Genomic DNA, 22,818 nt, shown 5'->3' on the forward strand with positions numbered 1-22,818 from the left:
CATGCGGGTGCTGGTCGACACCAATGTACTGGTGGATGTGGCGGTCAGCGATCCGGACTGGGCACAATGGTCGCGGACGGCATTGATGCAAGCCTTTGAACGGGGACTGGTGATCAACCCGATCGTTTTTTCCGAGTTCAGTGTCCGCTACGAGACCTACGATGCGGCTATGGATGCACTGGATTTCGAAGAGTTCCAGCGGGAAAACCTGCCTTGGGAGGCGGCTTATGCTGCTGGCCAAGCCTTCCGGCTCTACCGGCTGCGGGGCGGAGAGAGGGAGAAAGTGCTTCCAGACTTTCTTATTGGCGCCCATGCCGCCGTGCGCGGCTATTCGGTGCTGACGCGTGATCCTCGTGGTTACAGAACCTATTTTCCCGGTGTCGACGTGATCGCGCCAGACACCCATTCGTGAGAGTTCAATGATTGGCAAGCTCAAAGGCAGCATCGAGGAAATCGGCGAGGATCACGTGCTGATTGACGTGCACGGCGTCTGCTACGTCGCGTTCTGCTCATCGCGAACGCTGTCGCGGCTGGGCTCGGTTGGCGAGGCGGCGGTGCTGTTCATCGAGACCTATGTACGCGAGGACCAGCTGAGGCTGTTCGGCTTCGAGAGCGCGCTGGAGCGGGAATGGTTCCGGCTGCTGCAGAGCGTCCAGGGCGTCGGCGCCAAGGTGGCGCTGGCTGTGTTGTCGACGCTGACGGCATCCGAACTCGCCAATGCGATCGCGCTGCAGGACAAGGCGACGGTGGCGCGGGCGCCGGGCATCGGGCCGAAGGTGGCGCAGCGGATCGTTGCCGAACTGAAGAACAAGGCGCCGGCGCTTGGCGGCGATGCCGGCGGAGCCATGGGGCTGAAGCAGGAACTGGGTGAGGGCGTTGCCTCCGCGCCGGTGGCCGATGCCGTCTCGGCGTTGTCCAATCTCGGTTATTCGCGCGACCAGGCCGCCAATGCCGTGGCTGCAGCCATGAAGGTGGCCGGCGACGATCCGGATTCAGCCAAGCTGATCAGGCTGGGGTTGAAGGAACTGGCACGGTAGCGAATTCCTTGCTTTTTGGGGAGGGCCTTACTATTTTAAAATGTAAGGATTCAATGGGAGTGCAAGGACATGGGGGTGGAGTCAAAGATTACCACCAAAGGCCAGACAACGATCCCGATCGAGGTTCGTGAATATCTGAAAGTTGGGGCGGGCGATCGCATCGGCTATGAATTCGTCGACGGTAAGGTGGTGCTGGTGCCGAAGAACCGGAGCGCCCTCGATTTCGCAGGTGTCCTTTTTGAACCAGACCGCGAACCGGTGTCCGTCGAAGCCATGAACGAGGCAATCGGCGAGTCTGTCTCCGACCGATACGAGCGGTCGCATGATCGGGATTGACACCAATGTCATCGTCCGGCTCTTGACGCGGGATGATCCCGAACAGTTCGACGCTGCGGTCCGGCTGGTGAAGGCCAGCGGTCCCGACAGGCCGCTGTTTGTCAATCCGATTGTGGTTGCCGAAACCATCTGGGTGCTCGAGCGAATCTACAAGACCGACCGGGCGACGGCCCGAAAGCAAGTGGCTGGGCTGCTCGACACAGTGGAAATCAAGGTGCCGGAGACTATGCAGATGGACGGCTGGAGCGAGTGGCTGAAATCGCCGCATCCGGACTTCTCTGATGTCATCATTGCCGGACTCAACAGCGCGAATGGATGTGAAACGACGATGACGTTCGACCGCAAGGCCGCCCAATCTGTCCCTGGTATGGAGCTTCTGGCATGAGCGAGCCCGATCGCCTGATCTCCCCGGACAAGCGCGGCGAGGATGTCGATACGACCCTGCGGCCGCAAACTCTGGATGAATTCACCGGCCAGGCCGAGGCGCGCGCCAACCTGAAAGTGTTCATCGAAGCGGCCAAGGGAAGGGCCGAGGCGCTGGACCACGTGCTGTTTGTCGGGCCTCCCGGACTTGGCAAGACCACGCTGGCGCAGATCATGGCCAAGGAGCTGGGTGTCAATTTCCGCTCGACGTCGGGTCCGGTGATCGCCAAGGCCGGGGATCTCGCGGCGCTGCTGACCAACCTCGAAGACCGTGACGTCTTGTTCATCGACGAGATCCACCGGCTCAATCCGGCGGTCGAGGAAATCCTCTATCCGGCGATGGAGGATTTTCAGCTCGACCTGATCATCGGCGAGGGGCCAGCGGCGCGCTCGGTCAAGATCGACCTGTCGCGGTTCACGCTGGTCGCCGCCACGACGCGGCTCGGGCTGCTGACCACGCCGCTCAGGGACCGGTTCGGCATTCCGGTGCGGCTGCAGTTCTACACGGTCGAGGAGCTCGAGCTTATCGTCCGGCGCGGGGCGCGGATCATGGGGCTCGGCATGACCGATGACGGTGCGCTGGAAATTGCCCGCCGGGCACGCGGCACGCCGCGTATCGCCGGGCGTCTGCTCAGGCGGGTGCGCGATTTCGCGGAAGTGGCCAAGGCGGAAGCCGTGACCCGTCAGATCGCCGACGAGGCGCTGACCCGGCTGTCGGTCGACAGCATCGGGCTCGACCAGCTCGACCGGCGTTATCTCGACATGATCGTGCGCAATTTCGGTGGCGGGCCGGTGGGAATCGAGACGATTGCCGCCGGATTGTCTGAGCCACGCGATGCCATCGAGGACATCATCGAGCCCTATCTGATCCAGCAGGGATTCCTGCAGCGCACGCCGCGTGGCCGGGTGCTGACCGCGCGGGCATGGGGGCATATGGGGCTCAATCCGCCAAAGGACCTTGCCGCCACCCAGGCCAGCCTGTTCGAAGACGAATGACACAGCCAACACGCCGTACGATCCGGTTTAACGACGAGGGCCGGCGCTTCAATGCCCGCGTCGCCGGACTGGCGCTGCGCGACGGCCAGCTGTTGATCCACCGTGCCGTGCACGAGCCGTTCTGGACCATTCCCGGCGGAACCGCGGAACTTGGCGAAGACAGCCGGGCGACGCTCGTACGCGAGATGCGCGAAGAGCTCGGCATCGAGGTCAGCGTCGGACGGCTGGTTTTCCTGGTGGAGAATTTCTTCGATTTCGAAGGCCGTGCCTGGCACGAGATCGGCTGGTACTACCTGATGGACCTGCCGCATGACTTCCCGTTTTCGACGGATGGAAGGATCATCCACGAGATTGTCGACGGCAAGAACCGGCTCGAATTCAAATGGGTGCCGGCGACTCGCGATAGCCTCGCGGCGCTGCCATTGCCGCCGGTGTTCCTGGCGGACCGGATCGAGGTCCTGCCGGACACCACGGAGCATGTCGTCTGGGACGACGGCGTGCTCTGAACCCGTGGCATTGAGCATGCTTGGCGACATGATGCGTGCGAGCTTCGGACCAGAACCTGCCGGCAATGCTGCAGTGCCTCCGCACTGGTTTCATTCCGCTGCAACGGCGGCGCCGTCGTGCCAGATATCCGTCGCCGCTTGATGCGCCGCTGCCCGGATGTCCTCGCCGATGTGGGTGTCCTTGAGGGCGCGTGAGAGAATCATGCCTCCCACGCACAGGGCCGTCATCGACAATGCCCGGCGCCTGCGCTCATCCTCTTCGCCGTCGAGATTCATCTCGAAGAGGCCAGTCATGGCCTCCGCCAGTCGTTGATAGCTTTGACGAACCTGCGGCCCGGCACGGGCGACATCGGTGGCGTAGGCGATCAACGGGCATTGGCCGTCATTGTCCTCCAGATGCTCGCGCGAAAGATAGGCATCCACCATACGGCGCGCATTGAGCGCTTCGCGCACGGCGGGATTGATCCCGGCTTCCCGGCGCCACTCAGCGCCGCGTCCGCCCAGGAAGCTGATGGTTGCTTCCGCGAAGAGCTCCTCCTTGCTGCGGAAATGAGCGTAGAAGCCGCCGCGGGTAAGCTGGGCCTCGGCCATGATCTCATCAATGCTGACCTGGTCGTAACCACGCCGGTTAAACATCACCCTTGCGGCTTCGACAATCCGCTGGCGCGTCTTCTGCTTGTGGTCACTGGGGTAGGGCATCGCGCAGTCTCCTGTGTTCCCGGCACAAAAAGCACGGAATCAAAATATGTTCTTGAACATATTCTGGAGCCCGCCATCCTGGCTGTAAAGCAACAGGGAGTAATCACGATATGAGCCAGTACTTGCTTGCGTTTCGCGGCGGCATGCCGAAATCACCCGAAGAGGGAGCGAAAATGATGGAGGCCTGGAATACCTGGATGGGCGAGTTGGGGGACGCGCTTGTTGACCCGGGCGCGGGCCTCGGCAAGTCCCGTTTTCTGACGGGCCCGGGACAGGAGGAAACCGCGGGAAATCCTCTGTCCGGCTACACCGTGGTCGAAGCCGCCGATATCGAGGCGGCGCTGGAAATCGCAGGCCGCAATCCGATCTTCTCGCTTGGCGGAACCATCGAAGTCGCCGAACAGTTGAAGTTCTGAGCAGTGGCGACATGGTTTTTGGAATTCCCGGTCACGCTGCCCGTCGCCGCCTGGGGTGCCTGGATCCTGTGGACGGCCAAGTTCTAACGGAATCGGGCAGCCAGTTCGGCAATGCTCGCGGCGAGCAGTGGCTGTCCGCCCGGTTGCCAGCCGAGAGCGCGGATCTTGTCCGTCGTCATCGCTGCAACGTCCTCGCGGGCCGCGGGGGCGGGTAGCGGCACATCGCATCCGTTTTCCGCTTTCACACAGGCGAGGATCTTGTGCGTGTCGGTGACGATGTCCGAGACATTGAAGCTCTGTCCGCCGACCTTGTCTGCATCCGTCTCCAGCATCAGCCTCACGGCTTGCCCGGCGTCACGGCCGTGCACTTCGGTTCCGGCGCGAACCTCGACCGGGCGTCCGGCCAGGTAGTCAGCAAACAGGTCGTCCCACTTGTTCGGTCTGAGATCACCATAGACGCCGGTGAGGCGCAGGCTCGAGGTGGTGAAGTCCGGCGCATTCAGGGCCGCGAGCGCCTGTTCCCCCAGAAGCTTGATGTCTCCGTAGAGCGAAGCGGGCTTCAAGTTCAGGTCTTCCGTCAGTGGCGTGCCCGGCGCCACACCGTCATAGACCGCGCGGCTTGAGAGGAACACCACGCGCTGTACACCGGTGTTCTTCGCGGCTTCGAACAGCCGGATGCTGCCATCGAGATTGAGCCGGCGGAAGCGGTCCGGATCATCGCCCTCTCCGCCGCGATAGCGTCCGGGCAGGTGGTCGAAGGCGGCATGGACAACGGCATCGATCCCGGCACAGAGATGTTGGTCGAAGGCTTCCGGATCGAGCGTGGCGGGGCGGAAGGCGACGGCCTTGGGGAACAGGTCATTGGCAGGCGGCGTCCTGCCCGCAACCGTCACATCGTAACCAGCATCAAGCAGCGTCTCGACGATATACCGCCCGACCAGGCCGGTGCCGCCGGTGACCAGGGCCTTCATCCGTCGTCCGATCCGGAGGGATTGGCGAGCGAGGCAATGTCCGGGATCGCCTTGCCCTCGTGAAACGCATGCCAGAAATCGATCAGTGGCCGCAGCCTGTCCGCCTTGGGATGGTCGGCCTCCCAGGGTTTTTCATACTGGTAGTGCAGCACGCTGATCTGTTTCCAGTCCCATAAGTCCGGCAGATTGAACCAGACATATTGCAGCATGTTCATGGTCACCGGCAGGCCATGCCAGTCGGGGAAGAAAGTCTGAAGGAACGTCTGGTCGGTGCGCCGCCAGAACACGTCCGGTTGGTCCAGCATCTCAAGCATGGCGGCGAAGGTCTCGAGCGACGGCTTGGCAACGAAGACGCCGGAATTCATCCGGTGGAAATCCCGCAAGGTCTCGTAGACATTGGGGGCAGCGGAGAATTCGGGATAGTCGAACAGCTTGTCGATGTTGCGCAGCACCAGTGCATCGGCATCGATGAAGACGCACGACTGGTAATCGATCAGCTGCCAGAGCCTGAGCTTGCAGAAATTGTCGAGCGGCGAATGAAACGCCGGCTTGCGCCCCTTGGTGAAGGGCGCATCGGCGTGCAGCCTGCCGCGGGCATGGCGCGCGTTGAAATCGTCCGAGGTGTCGAGCAGCTCGGTGCGGACCAGGCGGCAGCCGAGATCCGACAGCGGCGCCAGCGATGATTGCTCGACTCCGCCGGTGTGCAGAACAACGATATCCGCATCCGCACCGGTGTGCCGGATCGACCGGGCCAGCGCCAGCGCGCCCATGGCGTAGTCCCGGTTGGTGACGAGCGTGACATAGGCCCGGTCGCTTGCGGCCGGCCTGTCAGCGATCAGGCCCTCGGGCAGGGGGGCGGCGGTGCTCATGAAACGGATTTGAGCGCCTTGCCTTCCGGGTCGCGGTTGATCGTATTGGCTATATCCCGGGTCCAGGCCGACACCGCCGGTACACGCGAACGGTCGACGCGGTAGGCGAATTTCTTCGCGACGTCGACGACTTCTTCCAGCAAGCCTTCCTTCAGTGTCGTCGGCTCAAGTCCGAGGCCGAGAAACTTCTCGTTGCGGACAACGAGGTCGTTTTCGGCAGCTTCCTTGCGCGGGTTCGGCAGCCAGGCAATGTCGGCACCGGTCATTCCGGAGATCATCTTGGCGAGATCGCGGACCCGGTGGGTCTCGGTCATCTGGTTGAAGATCTCGACCTTGGCGCCGCGTGCCGGTGGGTTCTCAAGCGCGATCTCGATGCAGCGCACGGAATCCTGGATATGGATGAAGGCGCGTGTCTGGCCGCCGGTGCCGTGCACGGTGAGCGGATAGCCGATGGCGGCCTGAATAAGAAAGCGGTTGAGCACCGTGCCGTAGTCGCCGTCATAGTCAAAGCGGTTGACCAGTTGATCGTGACGCCTGGTCTGGTCGGTGTGGGTGCCCCAGACGATGCCCTGATGCAGGTCGGTGATGCGCAGATTGTCGTTCTTGGCGTAGAACTGGAAGATCAGCTGATCAAGGCATTTGGTCATGTGGTAGATCGAGCCGGGATTGGACGGGTAGAGGATATCCTGCTTCACCGTCTCGCCGGCCATCGTGTCGATGCCGACCGGCAGATAACCTTCGGGGATCGCCGCGCCAACTGTCGAGTAACCGTAGACGCCCATGGTACCCAGATGTACCAGATGCGCATCGAGATCGAGCTCCACCATCGCATTGAGCAGATTGTGGGTGGCGTTGACGTTGTTGTTGACGGTGTAGTTCTTGTGCCGGTCGGTCTTCATCGAATAGGGCGCGGCGCGCTGTTCGGCGAAATGCACGATCGCGTCGGGGCGCTCTTTGGCGAGCCAGTTTTTCAGCACGTCATAGTCGCGTGCCATGTCGATCAGGTGAAAATGGATCTTGCGGCCGGTCTCGGCGTGCCAGATGCGGGTGCGCTCCTGGATCGAATCCATCGGGGTGAGCGACTGTACTCCGAGTTCGGTGTCGATCCAGCGCCGCGACAGGTTGTCGATGATGTGGATCTCATGCCCGGCATTGGAAAGATGCAGTGATGTCGGCCAGCCGACGAACCCGTCGCCGCCCATGATTGCAATCTTCATCGATGATTCTCCTGTGCCTGCATGGTTTTCATCCTGATAGATCGGTTTTATGACAGAAACACGATTGTCTCAAACCCATCTTCGGGTTGTGGACAAGTGCGCAGAGGATCGGGCAGGCCGGAAACATGGACATATCGCTATCGGGACAGATGCAGGACGGCAGCCACCGGCTGACGCAGCGTGTCTATTACGAGGACACGGATTTTTCCGGTTTCGTCTATCATGCCCGCTATCTGCATTTCTTCGAGCGCGGCCGCACGGACTTCATCCGGCTTCTCGGGGTTTCGCAGGGGCAATTGCATGCGCAGAGCGATCCCGCGGATGTGGTTGCCTTCGTGGTCCGGCGGATGGAGATCGATTTCAGGACTCCGGCGCGGATGGACGATGTGCTGACCATCGAGACGACGCCGGCAGAAGTGCGGGGGGCACGGATGCTGCTCAGCCAGGTGATCAGGCGTGAGGATGAAGTGCTGGCGTCTGCAGAGGTGACTGTGGCGGTGATCAACGGTTTCGGCCGGGCGCGACGGCTGCCGGAAACGCTGATGCAGCGGTTGGCCGGCTCCGGTCCGGAGGACAAGCCAGCCGAGGAGCAGGCATAGTGATTGTTTCCTTGGACGATGAACTCGGAAAGCTTCGCGAGATCGGGAAGATTTGCGCCAATACGATACAGGTCATGGCAAAGGCAATGGAGCCGGGCATGACGACACGTGAACTCGACGGGATCGGCAGGCGGCACCTCGAGTCTCACGGGGCGCAGTCAGCGCCGGAATTCTGCTATGATTTTCCCGGTGCGACCTGCATCTCGATCAATGAAGAGGTCGCTCACGGCGTTCCCAGTGATCGTGTCATTGCCGCCGGCGATCTGATCAATATCGATGTCTCGGCGCTCAAGGACGGCTATTTCGGCGATACCGGCGCATCCTTCGGCATCGAACCGGTGGCCAACAAGACCCAGCGTTTGCTGCGGGACGGCAAGAGGGCGCTCTCGGCAGGTCTCACCCAGGTGAAGAGTGGCGCGCGCTATGCGGCAATCGGTGAATCCATCGGCCGGTTTGCCAAGAAGAACGGCTATACGCTCATTCGCAATCTGGCCAGCCACGGTGTTGGCCTGTCCTTGCATGATGAGCCAGAGGAGATTGCCACCTGGCCGGACCGTCGCGAGAAGCGCCTGATGCAGGATGGACAGGTGTTCACGATAGAACCGTTCCTGTCCTTCGGAGCAACGCTGGCCGAAGACGGCGACAATGAAAATGACGCCTGGACGCTCTACTCCCTCCCACGCGCGCTGACGGTTCAGTTCGAACACACCGTTGTCGCAAGCCGCAACGGCCCGATCATCCTCACGCTTCCGGACTGATGGAAGGCGCCGGAGGCTGCCTCGCAACCGGATCCGAATCCTAACCAAGCCTTAACCATAATAATTTATTAGAGAAATCATTAGGATTGCGCGGATCGCGTGCGCCATCCTTTGACCAAATTTGACCGCGAGAAGACAATGAAAGTGGTTAGGCGGCAATCGCTCACTTCTGGTCTCCCGGTAAAAGTGACGTCTTGGCCGCCCGGTAATGAAGCCGGGCGTTTGGATTCGAGGGTTAATTGAATGGAACAGGTTGGACTTGCAGCAACCAGCGACGTAACGCTCTGGTCGCTCTTCATGCAGGCTGGTTTTGTGGTCAAGCTGGTGATGCTTGGACTGATCGGTGCATCGATATGGACCTGGGCCATTGTCGCGGACAAATGGATCTCGTTCGGCAAGTTCCGGCGCCAGCTCGACCAGTTCGAGCAGGTGTTCTGGTCGGGGCAGTCGCTTGAGGAATTGTACCGGACCCTGTCGGACCGGAAATCGTCGGGCATGAGTGCGATCTTCGTCTCGGCCATGCGCGAGTGGAAAAAGTCCTTCGAGCGCGGCGCCAAGTCGCCAATCGGTCTGCAGATGCGGATCGACAAGGCAATGGATGTGGCGCTGGCGCGTGAGGCGGAAGCTCTGGAATCCCGGCTCGGCTCGCTGGCGTCGATCGGATCGGCCGCGCCATTCATCGGGCTGTTCGGCACCGTGGTCGGCATCATGACCTCGTTCCAGGCCATCGCCGGATCGAAATCCACCAATCTTGCCGTGGTGGCGCCGGGCATTGCCGAAGCACTGCTTGCCACCGCGATCGGCCTGCTTGCGGCGATTCCGGCGGTGATCGCCTACAACAAGTTTTCATCCGATGCGGGCAAGCTGTCCGCGCGGATGGAAGGTTTTGCCGACGAGTTTTCCGGAATCCTGTCGCGGCAGATCGACGAGCGGATGAACGCCCGTCAGGCCGCAGAATAGGGGGCCGGAATGGGCATGTCCGTATCAGGCGGCCAGGGCGGCGGTTCGCGCCGCGGCAGACGTGGCCGCCGCAAGCAGCTTCTGAGCGAGATCAACGTCACGCCATTCGTCGACGTGATGCTTGTGCTCTTGATCATCTTCATGGTGGCCGCGCCGCTTCTGACCGTGGGCGTGCCGATCGATCTGCCGGAAACCGAGGCCAGGGCACTGAATTCCGAAACCCAGCCGATCACGGTTTCGGTCAATTCGTCTGGTCAGGTGTTTCTGCAGGAAACCGAGATCGCCGTTGACGAAGTGGTGGCCAAGCTCGAGGCGATTGCCACCACCGGTTATGATGAACGGATTTATGTGCGCGGCGATACCAATGCGGATTACGGCACTGTCATGAAGGTGATGGCGCGTATTTCCGCGGCCGGGTTCAAGAACCTCGGCCTGGTGACGCTGCAGGAACAGGACAGTTGACGGCGCGCTGATGAAGGGAAGTCTGGCGACATCTACGGTTTTGCATGTGCTGGTGCTCGGGGCTGCGCTGTCGTCCTTCACCGCGCCGCGGACGCTTGAGGTCGCGGATGTGGAATCGTTTCCCGTCAGCATCGTGCCGGTCGAGGAGATCACCCAGATCCAGCAGGGTGAGAAAACCGCGCCCATCGCCGAGAGGGCTGCGCCAATGCCGACGTCACGTCCCAACCCGGTGCCGGACGCGGAAAACGCCGGAGACAATTCGGTTGATCTGACGTCCAGCGCGGCGGCCACGCCCAGCCCCAGGGAAGTGGTTTCGGAAGCGCCGCCCAAACCTGCAGAACAGCCGGCCCCGAAGCCTGCACCGGAAGCGCCGGAACCGGTGGCCGAGCCGACGCCGGCACCCGACCCAGTGCCAGAGCCCGCGGCTGAAAAGCCGGCGGAGCCGACACCGGCTCCGGTCGATGTCGCCGCGCTGCCGGCCGAGACGACGCCTGATCCGGTGGCTGAAGCAATCACCGAGGCGGCTCCGGCCGAACCGCAATTTGCTGCCTTGCCGAGTGCCGGACCCGTGCCGCAAACCCGTCCGGAGCCGGCAAGGGAGGCTGCACCGAAGCCCGCGCAGGAAACCGCCTCGTCGAAGGAGAGCGATTTCAATGCCGATCAGGTGGCAGCGCTGCTCAACAAGCAGGATGCCGCGGGTGGCGGCGCGAAGCGGTCGACCGAAACCGCTTCGCTTGGCGGCACCCGGACAACCCGGGGCAACACGCTCAGCCAGAGCGAGATGGATGCGCTGCGCGGACAGATCCAGAAGTACTGGAACATCATTCCGGGCATGGCCGATGGCGGCGATGTGCGGGTGACGGTAAAGATGAGGCTTGATCCGGCCGGCAACATCATCGGTGAACCGGATGTATCGGCCAGCGGCGGTTCGGCTGGAACCCGTGGTACGCTGTCGGGCAGCGCCCGTCGCGCGGTTCTCAGGGCGCAGCCCTACCAGTTGCCGAAAGAGAAGTATGATTCATGGGCGGAAGTGATCGTCAACTTCGATCCCAGCCAGATGTTCTAAGCGCTGAAAGGCTGCATTATGAAAATGATCAATCACATTCTTGGCGTTCCCCTGGCCATGGTTGCAGCACTGCTGCTGCTCACGGCCGGGCCGGCGCGCGCCGTGGTGGAAATCGACATCAACCGCGCCAATGTCGAGCCGCTGCCGATCGCCATTACCGATTTCATTTCGAACGACGAGCTGGGTGCGCAGATCGCAGCGGTTGTTTCGGCCGACCTGAAGCGGTCGGGGCTGTTTGCGCCGATCGACAAGGCCGCCTTCATCGAGAAGATTTCCAATCCAGATGCAGCGCCGCGGTTCCAGGACTGGCGGGTGATCAATGCGCAGGCGCTTGTCACGGGCCGGCTGGCGCGGGAGGCCGATGGACGGTTGCGGGCCGAGTTCCGGCTGTGGGACACTTTTGCGAACCAGCAGCTTTCGGGCGAGCAGTTCTTCACGCGGCCGGAGAACTGGCGGCGCGTGGCGCACATCATCGCCGATTCGATCTATGAGCGGCTGACCGGCGAGAAGGGCTATTTCGACAGCCGGGTCGTGTTCGTATCGGAAAGTGGTCCGAAGACCGCGCGCCAGAAGCAACTGGCGATCATGGACCAGGATGGCGCCAATCTGCGCATGCTGACCAATGCCAATGACATCGTGCTGACGCCAAGGTTCTCGCCAAGCCGGCAGGAAATCACCTACATGTCGTTCGAGGGCGGCCAGCCGCGGGTCTACCTGCTGCAGCTGGAAACCGGTCAGCGCGAACTGGTCGGCAACTTCCCGGGAATGACCTTCTCGCCGCGGTTCTCGCCGGATGGGCAGAAGGTGATCATGAGCCTTCAGCAGGATGGCAATGCCAATATCTACACCATGGACTTGCGCTCGCGTCAGACAACGCGGCTGACCAACACCGCCGCCATCGACACCTCGCCGTCCTACTCGCCCGATGGCAACCAGATCGTTTTTGAGAGCGACCGCGGCGGACGCCAGCAGCTTTACATCATGGGTGCCGACGGGTCCAACCAGCGGCGTGTCTCATTCGGGGACGGATCCTATTCAACGCCGGTCTGGTCGCCGCGCGGTGACCTGATCGCCTTCACCAAGCAGTCGGGCGGCAAGTTCTCGATCGGCGTGATGAAGACCGACGGGTCCGGCGAACGCATCCTGACCACCGGCTTTCACAATGAGGGGCCGACATGGAGCCCCAACGGGCGGGTTCTGATGTTCTTCCGCCAGCCTGCAGGGGCCGGCGGTCCGCAGATCTATTCGATCGACCTGACCGGCTACAACGAGCAACTGGTCAGCACGCCGAGCTATGCGTCGGACCCGGCCTGGTCGCCCTTGCTGGAGTAGGGGTAGATCCTGAAAACGGCAGGATTTCGCCGTCTTTGCGCCTCATTGTGCGTTCAAACGCTGCAATCAGGAACGAAAATGTTGAAAAATTAACTGTCTTTGTTCAACGCCGATTAACCGCGACCGGTTACAAACGGTCAACCAAACACTTCCAAGGAGTCCGGCCATGCGCCGCATGCAAGAACTTGCCCGCAACCCGGCGATGATCGCGCTTTTTGCTGCGCTCATGCTGACAGGCTGCGCATCGAAAAAGAACAATCTGCCCAACAATGCCGCCGATCTCGGTCTTGCGGGGAACGCAGCCCCGGGCACGCAGCAGGACTTCACCGTCAATGTCGGTGACCGGATATTCTTCGACACCGACTCTTCGGTCATCCGCGCTGATGCCGCGGCGACGCTTGATCGCCAGGCGCAGTGGCTCAACCAGTATCCGAACTATCAGATCACCGTTGAAGGCCATGCCGACGAACGCGGCACCCGCGAATACAACCTCGCGCTCGGTGCGCGCCGCGCCGCTGCCACACGGCAGTATCTCTCGACCCGTGGCGTGGCTGCAAACCGCATCAACACGATCTCGTTCGGCAAGGAGCGTCCGGTCGCGGTCTGCGATGACATCTCCTGCTGGTCGCAGAACCGGCGTGCAGTCACTGTTCTCGGCGGCGCCGGAAGCTGACCGCAGATAGCGGGCGTTGAATGCAGGATGGCGGTCTCAGGGCCGCCATCTTTTTTGTGTCAGGCGCTTTTCACCATAGTTTGGCCGGTTTGTGCGTTGATTTGGGGTCCTGCCATGCGGTATTCGAGTTGTCCGGGCACATGTCCCGCGTCATGAGGTCAGGCCGATGAAATCCATTTCCAGACTACTAGCCGCGGCGGCGATCAGCGCACTTGCATATCCCGTGAGTGCTGCACCGCTGCTTTCCGCCTTTTCGCAACAAGCACCGGTGCCGCCGGCGTCCATCGATGCTCCGGAGACGCTCCGCGCGCCGGTGATCCTGGCGCAGAGCGGAGATCCGGTGTTCCGGATCGGACAGCTCGAGGAGCAGGTCCGCGGACTGAATGGCCGCATCGAGGAGCTGGGATTCCAGCTCTTGCAGATGCAGGAGCAGATGCGCCAGATGCAGCAGGACAACGAGTTCCGCTTCCAGGAGCTTGAGAAGACCGGCAATCAGCGTGGAGATGCCGGCCCGGCGGTCACCCAGCCGGGGATCGAGCAGTCGAGCACCGCGTCGACCACCCCGGACACCCAGGGGCTTGGTGCGCCTGCGACGGATCTCGGAACCATCCGGTTCAATGACAATGGCGACCTTATCGGCGGCATCATCGAACCGATGGATGGCGGCAGCGAAACGGCTTCGCTGTCTTCTCCCGAAGACATGTACCAGGCCGGCTACAATCATATGCTGGCCGGCGATTACGCGCTTGCCGAGCAGGTTTTCGCGGACTATCTGGCGAACAATCCGGAAGATCCCCGGGCCGCGGATGCGATGTTCTGGCTGGGCGAGGCGCAGTATTCGCAAGGCCATTATCAGGATTCGGCCAAAACCTTTCTCGACGCACACAAGCAGTTTCCCCGCGCCGACAAGGGTCCCGACGCCCTGCTCAAGCTGGGCATGTCGCTGGCCAAGCTCGACAATCGCGAGACGGCCTGTGCGACACTGCGCGAGGTGCTGATCCGCTATCCGGGCGCTTCCGCAGCGGTTCGCGCCAAGGTCAGCGAAGAACAGCAGCTGGCGAGCTGCTGAATTCTTGTCGGATCCCGCAAAGTCAGATCTTTCGGGAGACACCGCGGCACAGCCGCCCGCATATCTTGAGCTTCTGAGACATTTTCATGCAAACCTGACCGACCACCGGCCGCTTGGCGTCGCCGTGTCCGGCGGATCGGATTCGCTGGGTCTGCTGACCGGGCTCGCGGCGGTCATGCGCCCTGAAAAACTCGTCGCACTGACCGTGGATCACGGATTGCGGGCCGGATCGGCAGAGGAGGCGCGGCGGGTCAAGGCCCGCTGCCGGCGGCTCGGTATCCGGCATGAAACGCTCAGGTGGCAAAGCGGCCAGCCGGTGACGGGGCTGCAGGCGGCGGCCCGTGCCGCCCGGTACGGTCTGCTTGCGGAGGCGTGCGAAAGGCTTGGTCTTTCGGCGATGGTGACAGCGCACACGCGCGACGACCAGAACGAGACGCTGGTGATGCGGCAGGCCCGAAGCACCTCGGAAGAAGCGCCGGGCCTTGCGGGCATCCCGCCGGCCACGCTGTTTGACGGACGCATGTGGGTCCTGCGGCCACTGCTTGACTGTCACCGGGAGCAGGTACGCCAGTTCCTGCGCGAAGCCGGCGCGGCTGACTGGATCGAGGATCCCTCCAATCAGGATCCGCGGTTTGAAAGGGTCCGGGTTCGGGCCCGGCTTGCGGACCATCCAGCGCTGCGACAAGGATCGGACGGCGCGGACATCGCGGCCCGCCGGTCGCATCTTGCACGGCAGGCAGCCGGTCTGATCGACGAGCGGTGTCATGTCGATGCGGCAGGCCTGGTCCGGATGCGATGCGAGGCGCATGATCCGTCCGATCCCGCCATGGCGGCCCTCGAAGCCCTGATTGACTGGCTCGGCGGGGCGGCGCGACCGCTCGACAGGCGCGGCAAAGCGACGCTTGCAAGCTTCATCGCTTCAGGAGCCAAGGGCGGGGAGGGGGCCGCGACCAATCTCGGGCGGGTGCTGATCCGGCGGTTGAATGGCCACCTTGTGTTGCGGCGTGAAAACCGCGACATCGGCAAGCTGGTGCTGGAGCCGGGAGAGACCGGCATCTGGGACAGGCGCTTTGAGATCCGCAATCTCTCGCGGAGCACGGCGCTCAAGGTGGCCGGTGGCGGAGAACACGGGATCATGCCTTGTTTTGGCCGCGATAATGGCGCTTCACAGCGTATCCTGACAGCCGAAGAGGGCGTCGTTGGTGGCTATATCTGTCAGGCGCTGGCCGGCCGTGCATCGCGCATCCTGCCGGTCTACCAGCTGCCGGTGGCACAGGCGGTGGCGCGATTGGCCGGGTTGAGGCCATTTCCGGCGTGTCCGTGGCCTGCCGCGATGAAGCAAGCTGTCGGCGAGACGACGAAAGCGGAATGACAAACGCCGCTGCCAGCCTTGGCAAGACACCCTCAGGCTCCTATGTTGTAGATTGACCATTCTTAATTCGGTCTCGCGCCGGTGGCTGCAGACCTTGATCCCGAGGAAGAGCATGAATCCCAACTTCCGCAATTTTGCCCTTTGGGCAATCATCGCGCTCCTGTTGATCGCATTGTTCAACATGTTCCAGAGTCCGAGCGAGCGCACTGCAGGGCGTGACATCGCCTATTCGCAGTTCCTCAAGGATGTTGATGCGGGGCGGGTCCGTGACGTGACGATCGTCGGCGAGCGGATCTCGGGCAATTACACCGATTCCGCGACTGGGTTTCAGACCTACTCGCCCGGAGATTCCGGTCTCATCGACCGCCTGAACGAACGCAACGTGTCGATCACTGCGCGGCCTGAGGTGGACAGCTCCAACACACTCGTCGGGTACCTGATTTCCTGGCTGCCGATCCTGCTCATCCTCGGTGTCTGGATCTTCTTCATGCGGCAGATGCAGGGCGGCTCCCGCGGCGCCATGGGATTTGGCAAGTCGAAGGCGAAGCTTCTGACCGAGGCACATGGCCGGGTGACCTTTGCCGACGTGGCCGGCGTCGATGAAGCCAAGCAGGACCTCGAGGAAATCGTCGAGTTCCTGCGTGATCCGCAGAAATTCCAGCGGCTCGGCGGCAAGATCCCGCGCGGCGTTCTGCTCGTGGGCCCTCCCGGCACCGGCAAGACGCTGACAGCGCGCGCCGTCGCCGGCGAAGCCAATGTTCCCTTCTTCACCATTTCCGGTTCCGACTTTGTCGAAATGTTCGTGGGCGTTGGCGCCAGCCGTGTCCGCGACATGTTCGAGCAGGCCAAGAAGAATGCGCCGTGCATCATCTTCATCGACGAAATCGACGCCGTCGGCCGCCATCGTGGCGCAGGCCTCGGCGGCGGCAATGACGAGCGCGAGCAGACGCTCAACCAGTTGCTCGTCGAGATGGACGGCTTCGAAGCCAATGAAGGCATCATCCTGATTGCGGCCACCAACCGTCCGGACGTGCTCGACCCGGCGCTGATGCGTCCGGGCCGCTTCGACCGCCAGGTCGTTGTGCCGCTGCCTGACGTTAACGGCCGCGAGAAGATCCTCAAGGTTCACGTTCGCAATGTGCCGATGGCGCCGAATGTCGATCTCAAGGTCCTGGCCCGCGGCACGCCCGGGTTCTCCGGCGCGGATCTGATGAACCTGGTCAACGAGGGCGCGCTGCTTGCTGCTCGCCGCAACAAGCGCCTCGTTACCATGGCCGAGTTCGAGGATGCCAAGGACAAGGTGATGATGGGTGCCGAGCGCCGCTCGACAGCCATGACCCAGGAAGAAAAGAAACTGACGGCCTATCACGAAGCCGGGCATGCCATCGTGGCGCTCAACGTTGCCGCGGCCGATCCGGTGCACAAGGCAACGATCATCCCGCGCGGCCGTGCGCTGGGCATGGTGATGCAGCTTCCCGAGGCCGATCGCTACTCGATGAGCTACAAGTGGATGGTTTCGCGCCTCGCCATCATGATGGGCGGCCGTGTTGCCGAGGAACTGACCTTCGGCAAGGAAAACATCACCTCCGGCGCTTCGTCCGATATTGTCCAGGCAACCAAGCTTGCCCGCGCAATGGTGACAGAGTGGGGCTTCTCCGATGAACTCGGCCAGGTCGCCTATGGCGAAAACCAGCAGGAAGTGTTCCTCGGCCATTCCGTTGCCCAGCAGAAGAATGTCTCGGAATCCACGGCGCAGAAGATCGACAGCGAAATCCGCCGTCTGATCGATCAGGCCTACAATGAAGCCCGGGAAATCCTGACCAAGAAGAAGAAGGGTTTCATCGCCATCGCCGAAGGGCTGCTCGAATACGAAACGCTTACCGGCGATGAAATCCAGGCGTTGATCCGCGGCGAGAAGCCCTCCCGCGACATCGGCGACGATACGCCGCCGACCCGTGGAACGGCCGTGCCGACCGCCGGTGCAAAGAAGGGCGGGGCCGGCAAAAAGGGCGATGAGCCCGATGCCGGGCTCGAGCCGCAGCCGCAGTAAAGGCGCTCGTGGCGTAAACCATAACCCCCGAGATCTGTTGACAGCCGCCGTTTGGCGGCTGTTTTGTGTGTATTGCAACGATCTGTAACAAAATCTGATTGTATTCTTGTGCCGATGTGTTGGATCAAGCGGGATACAAAAACAAACAGTCGGGACACTACCGGGGGCTTTCCATGAGCAGGCGATATTTCGGCACGGATGGTATTCGTGGCCAGGCAAACAAGGCGCCCATGACGCCGGATCTGGCAATGCGGGTGGGCATTGCGGTCGGAAACCTGTTCCGGCGCGGCGATCACCGGCACCGCGTGGTGATCGGCAAGGACACCCGGCTGTCGGGCTACATGATCGAAAACGCGCTGGTGGCCGGCTTTACCGCGGCCGGCCTCGATGTGTTCCTGCTCGGGCCAATTCCAACACCCGCCGTGGCCATGCTGACCCGCTCGCTGCGCGCCGATATCGGCGTGATGATCTCGGCCTCGCACAATCCCTATCAGGACAACGGCATCAAGCTGTTCGGTCCCGATGGCTTCAAGCTGTCGGATGATCTGGAGCACCGGATCGAGGAGCTGATGGATGAGGACATCCATCTGCAGCTCGCGCGTCCCGATGCCATCGGACGCGCCAAGCGCGTCGACGGCGTGCATGACCGCTACATCGAATTCGCCAAGCGCACCCTGCCCAAGGACATCACGCTTGCGGGCATGCGCGTCGTCATCGATTGCGCCAATGGCGCCGGCTACAAGGTGGCACCGGCAGCCCTGTGGGAACTGGGTGCGGACGTGATCGCCATCGGCGAGGAGCCGAACGGCACCAACATCAATCTCAATTGCGGCTCGACCCACCCGGTTGCGCTGTCGCGCAAGGTGCACGAAGTGCGCGCTGATATCGGTATTGCGCTGGATGGAGACGCGGACCGCGTGCTGATCGTCGACGAGACCGGCGCGGTGGTGGACGGCGACCAGCTGATGGCGCTGATTGCCGAATCCTGGGCGGCTGACGGTCTGCTGCGCGGCAACGGCATCGTCGCCACGGTGATGTCCAATCTTGGCCTCGAGCGCTTCCTTGAAGGCAACGGCATGTCGCTGGCGCGCACCAAGGTCGGCGACCGCTACGTGGTCGAGCATATGCGCAAGCATGATTTCAACGTCGGTGGCGAGCAGTCGGGGCATATCGTGCTGTCGGATTTCGCCACCACCGGAGACGGCCTGGTTGCTGCTCTGCAGGTGATGGCCTGCGTGCAGCGGATGGGGCGGCCGGTTTCGGAAGTCTGCCGCAGGTTCGAACCGGTGCCGCAGGTGCTCAAGAATGTCCGGCATTCGGGCGGCAATCCGCTCAACGACGCAGTGGTGAAGTCGGCCATTGCCGAAGCCGAAGCGACACTTGGAAGCTCCGCCCGCCTGGTGATCCGGCCTTCCGGCACTGAACCGCTGATCCGGGTCATGGCCGAAGGCGACGACCGCGAGATGATCGAAACCGTTGTCGACCAGCTGATCAATGTGATTTCCGGAGTGCGCAACGCCGCCTGACCTTTGCTCAGGCAGTATTCGTCCGGCAGGCCGGCGACAGTTCTTGCGGGAACTGTCGTGGAGACGTTTTTTTCTGTATTTTGGCGATTCTTGGTAAATAGATGTGGTTAAGCGCGCTTTAACCTTTCTGCTTCATTCTCCATCACGAACCAACAAGAGTGTTGTCACCAGAACCGGCGACAGCGCATGTCTCGACGATGGAGCCAATCATGAGAAAGATTTTCCTGGCCGGCGCGGCCATGGTGCTAGCCGGTGTAGGCGCAGCTGGTGCGGCTGACGTGCTGCCTCCCCCGATCATCGACGCGCCGATCTATGAATCGCCGGTTTCACATCCGGTCGAGTCGTCTGGCGGATGGTACCTGCGCGGCGACGTCGGCTACTCGTGGAACAAGCTCCGGGGCGTCGACTTCCTCCAGGGCGGCCTGGGCACCTATGCGCCGTTCACCACCGCTGCGCTTCGCACATCCTACAGCATTGGCGGTGGTGTCGGTTACCAGATCAATCAGCGGCTGCGCACGGACGTGACGCTGGATTACTTCTCCAAGGCCAAGTTCCGGGGCTCGACCACCGGCAGCTGTGGTGTGGCGACGGCCTGTACTTCGACCGACCTGTCCGGCATTTCCGGCTTCGGTCTTTTGGCAAACGCCTATGTCGACCTCTACAAGAAGGGCCGCTTCACCTTCTACGCTGGTGCCGGTGTCGGTGGTACCCACGTGAAGTGGGACGACCTCAACAACACCTCCTGCCAGACCGGCAACTCCAGCAATTGCGATCCGTCCTTCAATCACGGCGGCGCAAAGGGATGGCGCTTCACCTATGCTCTCATGGCGGGTGCCTCGGTTGACATCACCTGCAACCTGAAGGGCGATGTCGGCTACCGTTACCGCAACATGGCAAGCGGCGCGATGTTCAAGAGCCTGACCAGCCAGGGCTACCAGGGCTACCACAAGAGCATCTCCTCGCACGAGGTGCGCGGCGGTCTTCGTTACGGCTTCGGCGGCTGCGCCGAGCAGGAAGTCTACATCGAGCCTGCACCGATCATGCCGGCGGTCTACAAGTAAGCCTTAAGGCAACCAGGCCTTCGTCCATCAGCTTCAAGCCGCCCGGCCTTCCAGCCGGGCGGTTTTTCGTTGCCTGCAGAAATGCCGGCACGGCCCGGGAAACCGGTTAACAGACATGCTTAATAAACATGCTTAACCGAGACTTAACCAGTCGTGGCCATAGTGACCTTCACACGTATTCGGGACGCATTCGAGCGGGGCCGGATCAATTGAAGGGATTTTGGCTATGTTCATGCGACTTGCTGTTGGAACCGCACTTGCTACGTTGATGGGGCTTGCAGCACCTGCCCATGCGGCGGATCTCGATGAGATCATCTATGCCAAGGAACTGCCGGTGACCAAGCCGGTCGAGATTGGGTCGGGTTGGTATCTCCGTGGCGATCTCGGCTACTCGGTCCAGACCCGTGGCCCGGCGACAAGCTATTCGGTGTTCAGCGCCGGTCCTCCGTCCACCTACACAAGCACAGCGTACGATTCCTCAAGTCTCGACAGCGACTGGTCCGGGTCCCTGGGTGTCGGCTACAATTTCACGGATTATCTTCGTGGCGACCTGACCTTCGATTTCACCAAGGGCACGTTTTCCGGCGCGACGAGTTCGACAGCCGCCTGCGCCGGCTTGGCGACCGGGCAATGCGCCAGCGCCGATACACAGGGTTTTGATCAGTACGGCTTCATGGCGAACGGCTATGTGGATCTGGGCACCTTTGTCGGCTTCACTCCCTATGTAGGTGCCGGCGCCGGTGTGACCCGGGTCGCCTGGGAGCTGTACAACAATGACGTGAGCTGTGTCTCGGCTGTCGGTAATGTGTGTGGCGCTACCCCCGCCACCGACAGAACCCGCATCGGTGCCGACAGCTGGCGCTTCACCTACGCGCTAATGGCCGGCGTCTCCTATGATGTCTCGCGCAACATCAAGCTCGACATGGGCTACAAGTACTCAAAGATCGGTTCCGGCAACCAGGCGGCTTTCGATTCAACCAATATCGCAGCCGGTGCCGCAGGCTACCAGGTTGTCGACAAGGGCTTTGCCAAGCACGAGGTCCGGGTCGGTTTGCGCTACTCGCTCTGGTAGGCGCAGTGGCTCCACAGACATCCAGAAGGGCGGATCATCTCCGCCCTTTTTCGTATGGTGCGCCGCATAATGCCGCTTGACTTCGGATCGGCCCGGGACTAACCCGGTCAGTGGGCCACCCCTCCCCAACGAGGGGCCACTATCTGGAAGGATAGCCATTATGACGAACCTACCCACGCCGGACCTGCGTCCGGCCAATCCCCGTTTTTCTTCTGGTCCCTGCGCGAAGCGTCCCGGTTGGACGCCCGAAGCGCTCCTTGACGCGGCTCTGGGCCGCTCGCACCGGGCCAAGATCGGCAAATCCAAACTCAAACAGGCGATCGACCTGACCCGCGAGGTCCTCGGCGTGCCCGATGACTACCGCATCGGTATCGTTCCGGCCTCGGACACCGGCGCCGTCGAGATGGCGATGTGGTCGATGCTTGGCGCCCGCGGTACCGACATGGTGGCCTGGGAAAGTTTTGGCGACGGCTGGATCACCGACGTGGTCAAGCAGCTCAAGCTCGATGACGTGCGCAAGATCACCGCGCCCTATGGCGAGCTGCCGGATCTTTCGACGATCGATTTCGACCGCGACGTGGTCTTCACCTGGAACGGCACCACCTCGGGCGTACGCGTCCCGAATGCCGATTTCATCCCCGCCGACCGCCAGGGCCTGACCATCTGCGACGCAACTTCCGCGGCGTTTGCGCAGGATCTCGATTTCGCCAAGCTCGATGTCGTCACCTTCTCCTGGCAGAAGGTGCTGGGCGGCGAGGGCGGCCATGGCGTGCTGATCCTCAGCCCCCGCGCCGTCGAGCGGCTGGAAAGCTACGTTCCTGCCTGGCCGCTGCCGAAGATCTTCCGCATGACCAAGGGCGGCAAGCTGATCGAGGGCATCTTTGTCGGCGAAACCATCAACACGCCGTCGATGCTCTGCGTCGAGGATTATATCGACGCGCTTACCTGGGCTCAGAGCGTTGGCGGCCTCAAGGGCCTGATGGCGCGCGCCGATGCGAACGCCGATGTGCTGCACCGCTTCGTGGCTGACAACGACTGGATCGACAACCTCGCCAAGGTCGACGAAACCCGCTCCAACACCTCGGTATGCCTGGTGATTGCCGACCCAGAGATTACCGCACTGCCCGCCGACGCGCAGGCGGCGTTCGCCAAGGCGCTGGTCTCGCGTCTCGACAAGGAAGGTGTGGCGCTCGATATCGGCGCCTATCGCGATGCCCCCGCCGGTCTTCGGATCTGGTGCGGTGCCACCGTCGAGACTTCCGATCTCGAGGCGCTGATGCCGTGGCTTTCCTGGGCCTTCGCCCAGGAAAAGGCCGCGCTCAGGCAGGCCGCCTGATCCAACGCCCTC

25 protein-coding genes are annotated in these 22,818 nt (G+C 62.1%); 21 read left to right on the forward strand and 4 right to left on the reverse strand.

Features of this window, described 5'->3' with window-relative positions; genetic code table 11:
* Position 1: 1 nt before the first annotated feature.
* The 6 genes from GTW23_RS01665 to GTW23_RS01690 all read left to right on the forward strand — a co-directional run bounded on the left by GTW23_RS01665 (position 2) and on the right by GTW23_RS01690 (position 3,298).
* Entirely contained in the window at positions 2–412 is a 411-nt protein-coding gene (locus tag GTW23_RS01665) for a type II toxin-antitoxin system VapC family toxin (protein ID WP_252914375.1), read from the forward strand.
* 7 nt (positions 413–419) lie between these two features.
* The gene (gene ruvA / locus GTW23_RS01670; protein WP_252914376.1) at positions 420–1,037 is read left to right on the forward strand and encodes a Holliday junction branch migration protein RuvA; all 618 of its coding nucleotides are present in this window, start codon (positions 420–422) and stop codon (positions 1,035–1,037) included.
* A 69-nt stretch (positions 1,038–1,106) separates the two neighbouring features.
* Complete coding sequence (locus GTW23_RS01675) at positions 1,107–1,373, forward strand: AbrB/MazE/SpoVT family DNA-binding domain-containing protein (RefSeq protein WP_252914377.1); 267 nt, start codon at positions 1,107–1,109, stop codon at positions 1,371–1,373.
* A complete protein-coding gene (locus GTW23_RS01680) occupies positions 1,360–1,758 on the forward strand; it encodes a type II toxin-antitoxin system VapC family toxin (RefSeq protein ID WP_152007552.1) in 399 nt (132 codons plus the stop codon). The genes GTW23_RS01675 and GTW23_RS01680 overlap by 14 nt, the downstream gene beginning before the upstream one ends.
* Positions 1,755–2,792, forward strand: a complete 1,038-nt coding sequence (gene ruvB, locus GTW23_RS01685) for a Holliday junction branch migration DNA helicase RuvB (RefSeq protein WP_152007553.1) — start codon at positions 1,755–1,757, stop codon at positions 2,790–2,792. The genes GTW23_RS01680 and ruvB overlap by 4 nt, the downstream gene beginning before the upstream one ends.
* Positions 2,789–3,298, forward strand: coding sequence for an NUDIX hydrolase (locus tag GTW23_RS01690; protein WP_252914378.1), 510 nt, complete (start codon positions 2,789–2,791; stop codon positions 3,296–3,298). Before ruvB ends, GTW23_RS01690 begins: the two co-directional genes overlap by 4 nt.
* 90 nt (positions 3,299–3,388) lie before the next feature.
* Here the strand turns inward: GTW23_RS01690 and GTW23_RS01695 are convergent, their stop codons facing one another.
* A complete protein-coding gene (locus GTW23_RS01695; protein WP_152007555.1) occupies positions 3,389–3,997 on the reverse strand; it encodes a TetR/AcrR family transcriptional regulator in 609 nt (202 codons plus the stop codon).
* 110 nt (positions 3,998–4,107) lie between these two features.
* Between GTW23_RS01695 and GTW23_RS01700 the strand changes: the two genes are divergently transcribed.
* A complete protein-coding gene (locus tag GTW23_RS01700) occupies positions 4,108–4,413 on the forward strand; it encodes a YciI family protein (RefSeq protein WP_152007556.1) in 306 nt (101 codons plus the stop codon).
* An 83-nt stretch (positions 4,414–4,496) separates the two neighbouring features.
* On the opposite strand, the gene GTW23_RS01705 is transcribed toward GTW23_RS01700, so the two are convergent.
* Genes GTW23_RS01705 through GTW23_RS01715 form a run of 3 tightly spaced genes read right to left on the reverse strand, consistent with a single transcriptional unit; the run spans position 4,497 to position 7,470 of the window.
* Positions 4,497–5,384 carry an NAD-dependent epimerase/dehydratase family protein gene (locus GTW23_RS01705; RefSeq protein WP_252914379.1) on the reverse strand — a complete coding sequence of 296 codons (888 nt, stop codon included), beginning with the start codon at positions 5,382–5,384 and terminating at the stop codon, positions 4,497–4,499.
* A complete protein-coding gene (locus GTW23_RS01710) occupies positions 5,381–6,253 on the reverse strand; it encodes a glycosyltransferase (RefSeq protein WP_252914380.1) in 873 nt (290 codons plus the stop codon). The genes GTW23_RS01705 and GTW23_RS01710 overlap by 4 nt, the downstream gene beginning before the upstream one ends.
* The gene (locus GTW23_RS01715; protein ID WP_252914381.1) at positions 6,250–7,470 is read right to left on the reverse strand and encodes an NAD-dependent epimerase/dehydratase family protein; all 1,221 of its coding nucleotides are present in this window, start codon (positions 7,468–7,470) and stop codon (positions 6,250–6,252) included. Before GTW23_RS01715 ends, GTW23_RS01710 begins: the two co-directional genes overlap by 4 nt.
* Before the next feature lie 125 nt (positions 7,471–7,595).
* On the opposite strand from GTW23_RS01715, the gene ybgC reads away from it, so the two are divergent.
* The 14 genes from ybgC (at position 7,596) to GTW23_RS01785 (ending at position 22,806) form a co-directional block, all read left to right on the forward strand.
* Positions 7,596–8,069 (forward strand): tol-pal system-associated acyl-CoA thioesterase, encoded by a 474-nt coding sequence (ybgC, locus tag GTW23_RS01720; RefSeq protein ID WP_152007560.1) that lies wholly within the window; start codon positions 7,596–7,598, stop codon positions 8,067–8,069.
* Positions 8,069–8,827, forward strand: a complete 759-nt coding sequence (map, locus tag GTW23_RS01725) for a type I methionyl aminopeptidase (protein WP_252914382.1) — start codon at positions 8,069–8,071, stop codon at positions 8,825–8,827. The genes ybgC and map overlap by 1 nt, the downstream gene beginning before the upstream one ends.
* 243 nt (positions 8,828–9,070) lie before the next feature.
* Positions 9,071–9,787, forward strand: a complete 717-nt coding sequence (gene tolQ, locus GTW23_RS01730; RefSeq protein WP_152007562.1) for a protein TolQ — start codon at positions 9,071–9,073, stop codon at positions 9,785–9,787.
* A gap of 9 nt (positions 9,788–9,796) precedes the next feature.
* Positions 9,797–10,249, forward strand: coding sequence for a protein TolR (tolR, locus tag GTW23_RS01735; protein ID WP_152007563.1), 453 nt, complete (start codon positions 9,797–9,799; stop codon positions 10,247–10,249).
* Between the two features lie 10 nt (positions 10,250–10,259).
* A complete protein-coding gene (locus GTW23_RS01740; protein WP_252914383.1) occupies positions 10,260–11,315 on the forward strand; it encodes a hypothetical protein in 1,056 nt (351 codons plus the stop codon).
* Between the two features lie 57 nt (positions 11,316–11,372).
* The gene (gene tolB, locus GTW23_RS01745) at positions 11,373–12,647 is read left to right on the forward strand and encodes a Tol-Pal system beta propeller repeat protein TolB (protein WP_382265824.1); all 1,275 of its coding nucleotides are present in this window, start codon (positions 11,373–11,375) and stop codon (positions 12,645–12,647) included.
* Between the two features lie 166 nt (positions 12,648–12,813).
* On the forward strand, positions 12,814–13,320 hold the full coding sequence (gene pal / locus GTW23_RS01750; RefSeq protein ID WP_152007565.1) for a peptidoglycan-associated lipoprotein Pal: 507 nt from the start codon (positions 12,814–12,816) through the stop codon (positions 13,318–13,320).
* 166 nt (positions 13,321–13,486) lie between these two features.
* On the forward strand, positions 13,487–14,389 hold the full coding sequence (gene ybgF / locus GTW23_RS01755; RefSeq protein ID WP_252914384.1) for a tol-pal system protein YbgF: 903 nt from the start codon (positions 13,487–13,489) through the stop codon (positions 14,387–14,389).
* 4 nt (positions 14,390–14,393) lie between these two features.
* A complete protein-coding gene (tilS, locus tag GTW23_RS01760; RefSeq protein WP_252914385.1) occupies positions 14,394–15,761 on the forward strand; it encodes a tRNA lysidine(34) synthetase TilS in 1,368 nt (455 codons plus the stop codon).
* 112 nt (positions 15,762–15,873) lie between these two features.
* A complete protein-coding gene (ftsH, locus tag GTW23_RS01765) occupies positions 15,874–17,811 on the forward strand; it encodes an ATP-dependent zinc metalloprotease FtsH (RefSeq protein ID WP_152007568.1) in 1,938 nt (645 codons plus the stop codon).
* 173 nt (positions 17,812–17,984) lie between these two features.
* Positions 17,985–19,337 carry a phosphoglucosamine mutase gene (gene glmM / locus GTW23_RS01770; protein ID WP_152007569.1) on the forward strand — a complete coding sequence of 451 codons (1,353 nt, stop codon included), beginning with the start codon at positions 17,985–17,987 and terminating at the stop codon, positions 19,335–19,337.
* Positions 19,338–19,546: 209 nt separating this feature from the next.
* Positions 19,547–20,398 (forward strand): outer membrane protein, encoded by an 852-nt coding sequence (locus GTW23_RS01775; RefSeq protein ID WP_252914386.1) that lies wholly within the window; start codon positions 19,547–19,549, stop codon positions 20,396–20,398.
* A gap of 232 nt (positions 20,399–20,630) precedes the next feature.
* The gene (locus GTW23_RS01780; RefSeq protein WP_252914387.1) at positions 20,631–21,470 is read left to right on the forward strand and encodes an outer membrane protein; all 840 of its coding nucleotides are present in this window, start codon (positions 20,631–20,633) and stop codon (positions 21,468–21,470) included.
* A gap of 160 nt (positions 21,471–21,630) precedes the next feature.
* The gene (locus GTW23_RS01785) at positions 21,631–22,806 is read left to right on the forward strand and encodes a phosphoserine transaminase (RefSeq protein WP_252914388.1); all 1,176 of its coding nucleotides are present in this window, start codon (positions 21,631–21,633) and stop codon (positions 22,804–22,806) included.
* The last annotated feature ends 12 nt before the right edge of the window (positions 22,807–22,818 follow it).

It is taken from the genome of Parahoeflea alexandrii (genome assembly GCF_024105735.1).
Classification (GTDB): Bacteria; Pseudomonadota; Alphaproteobacteria; order Rhizobiales; family Rhizobiaceae; genus Hoeflea; species Hoeflea alexandrii.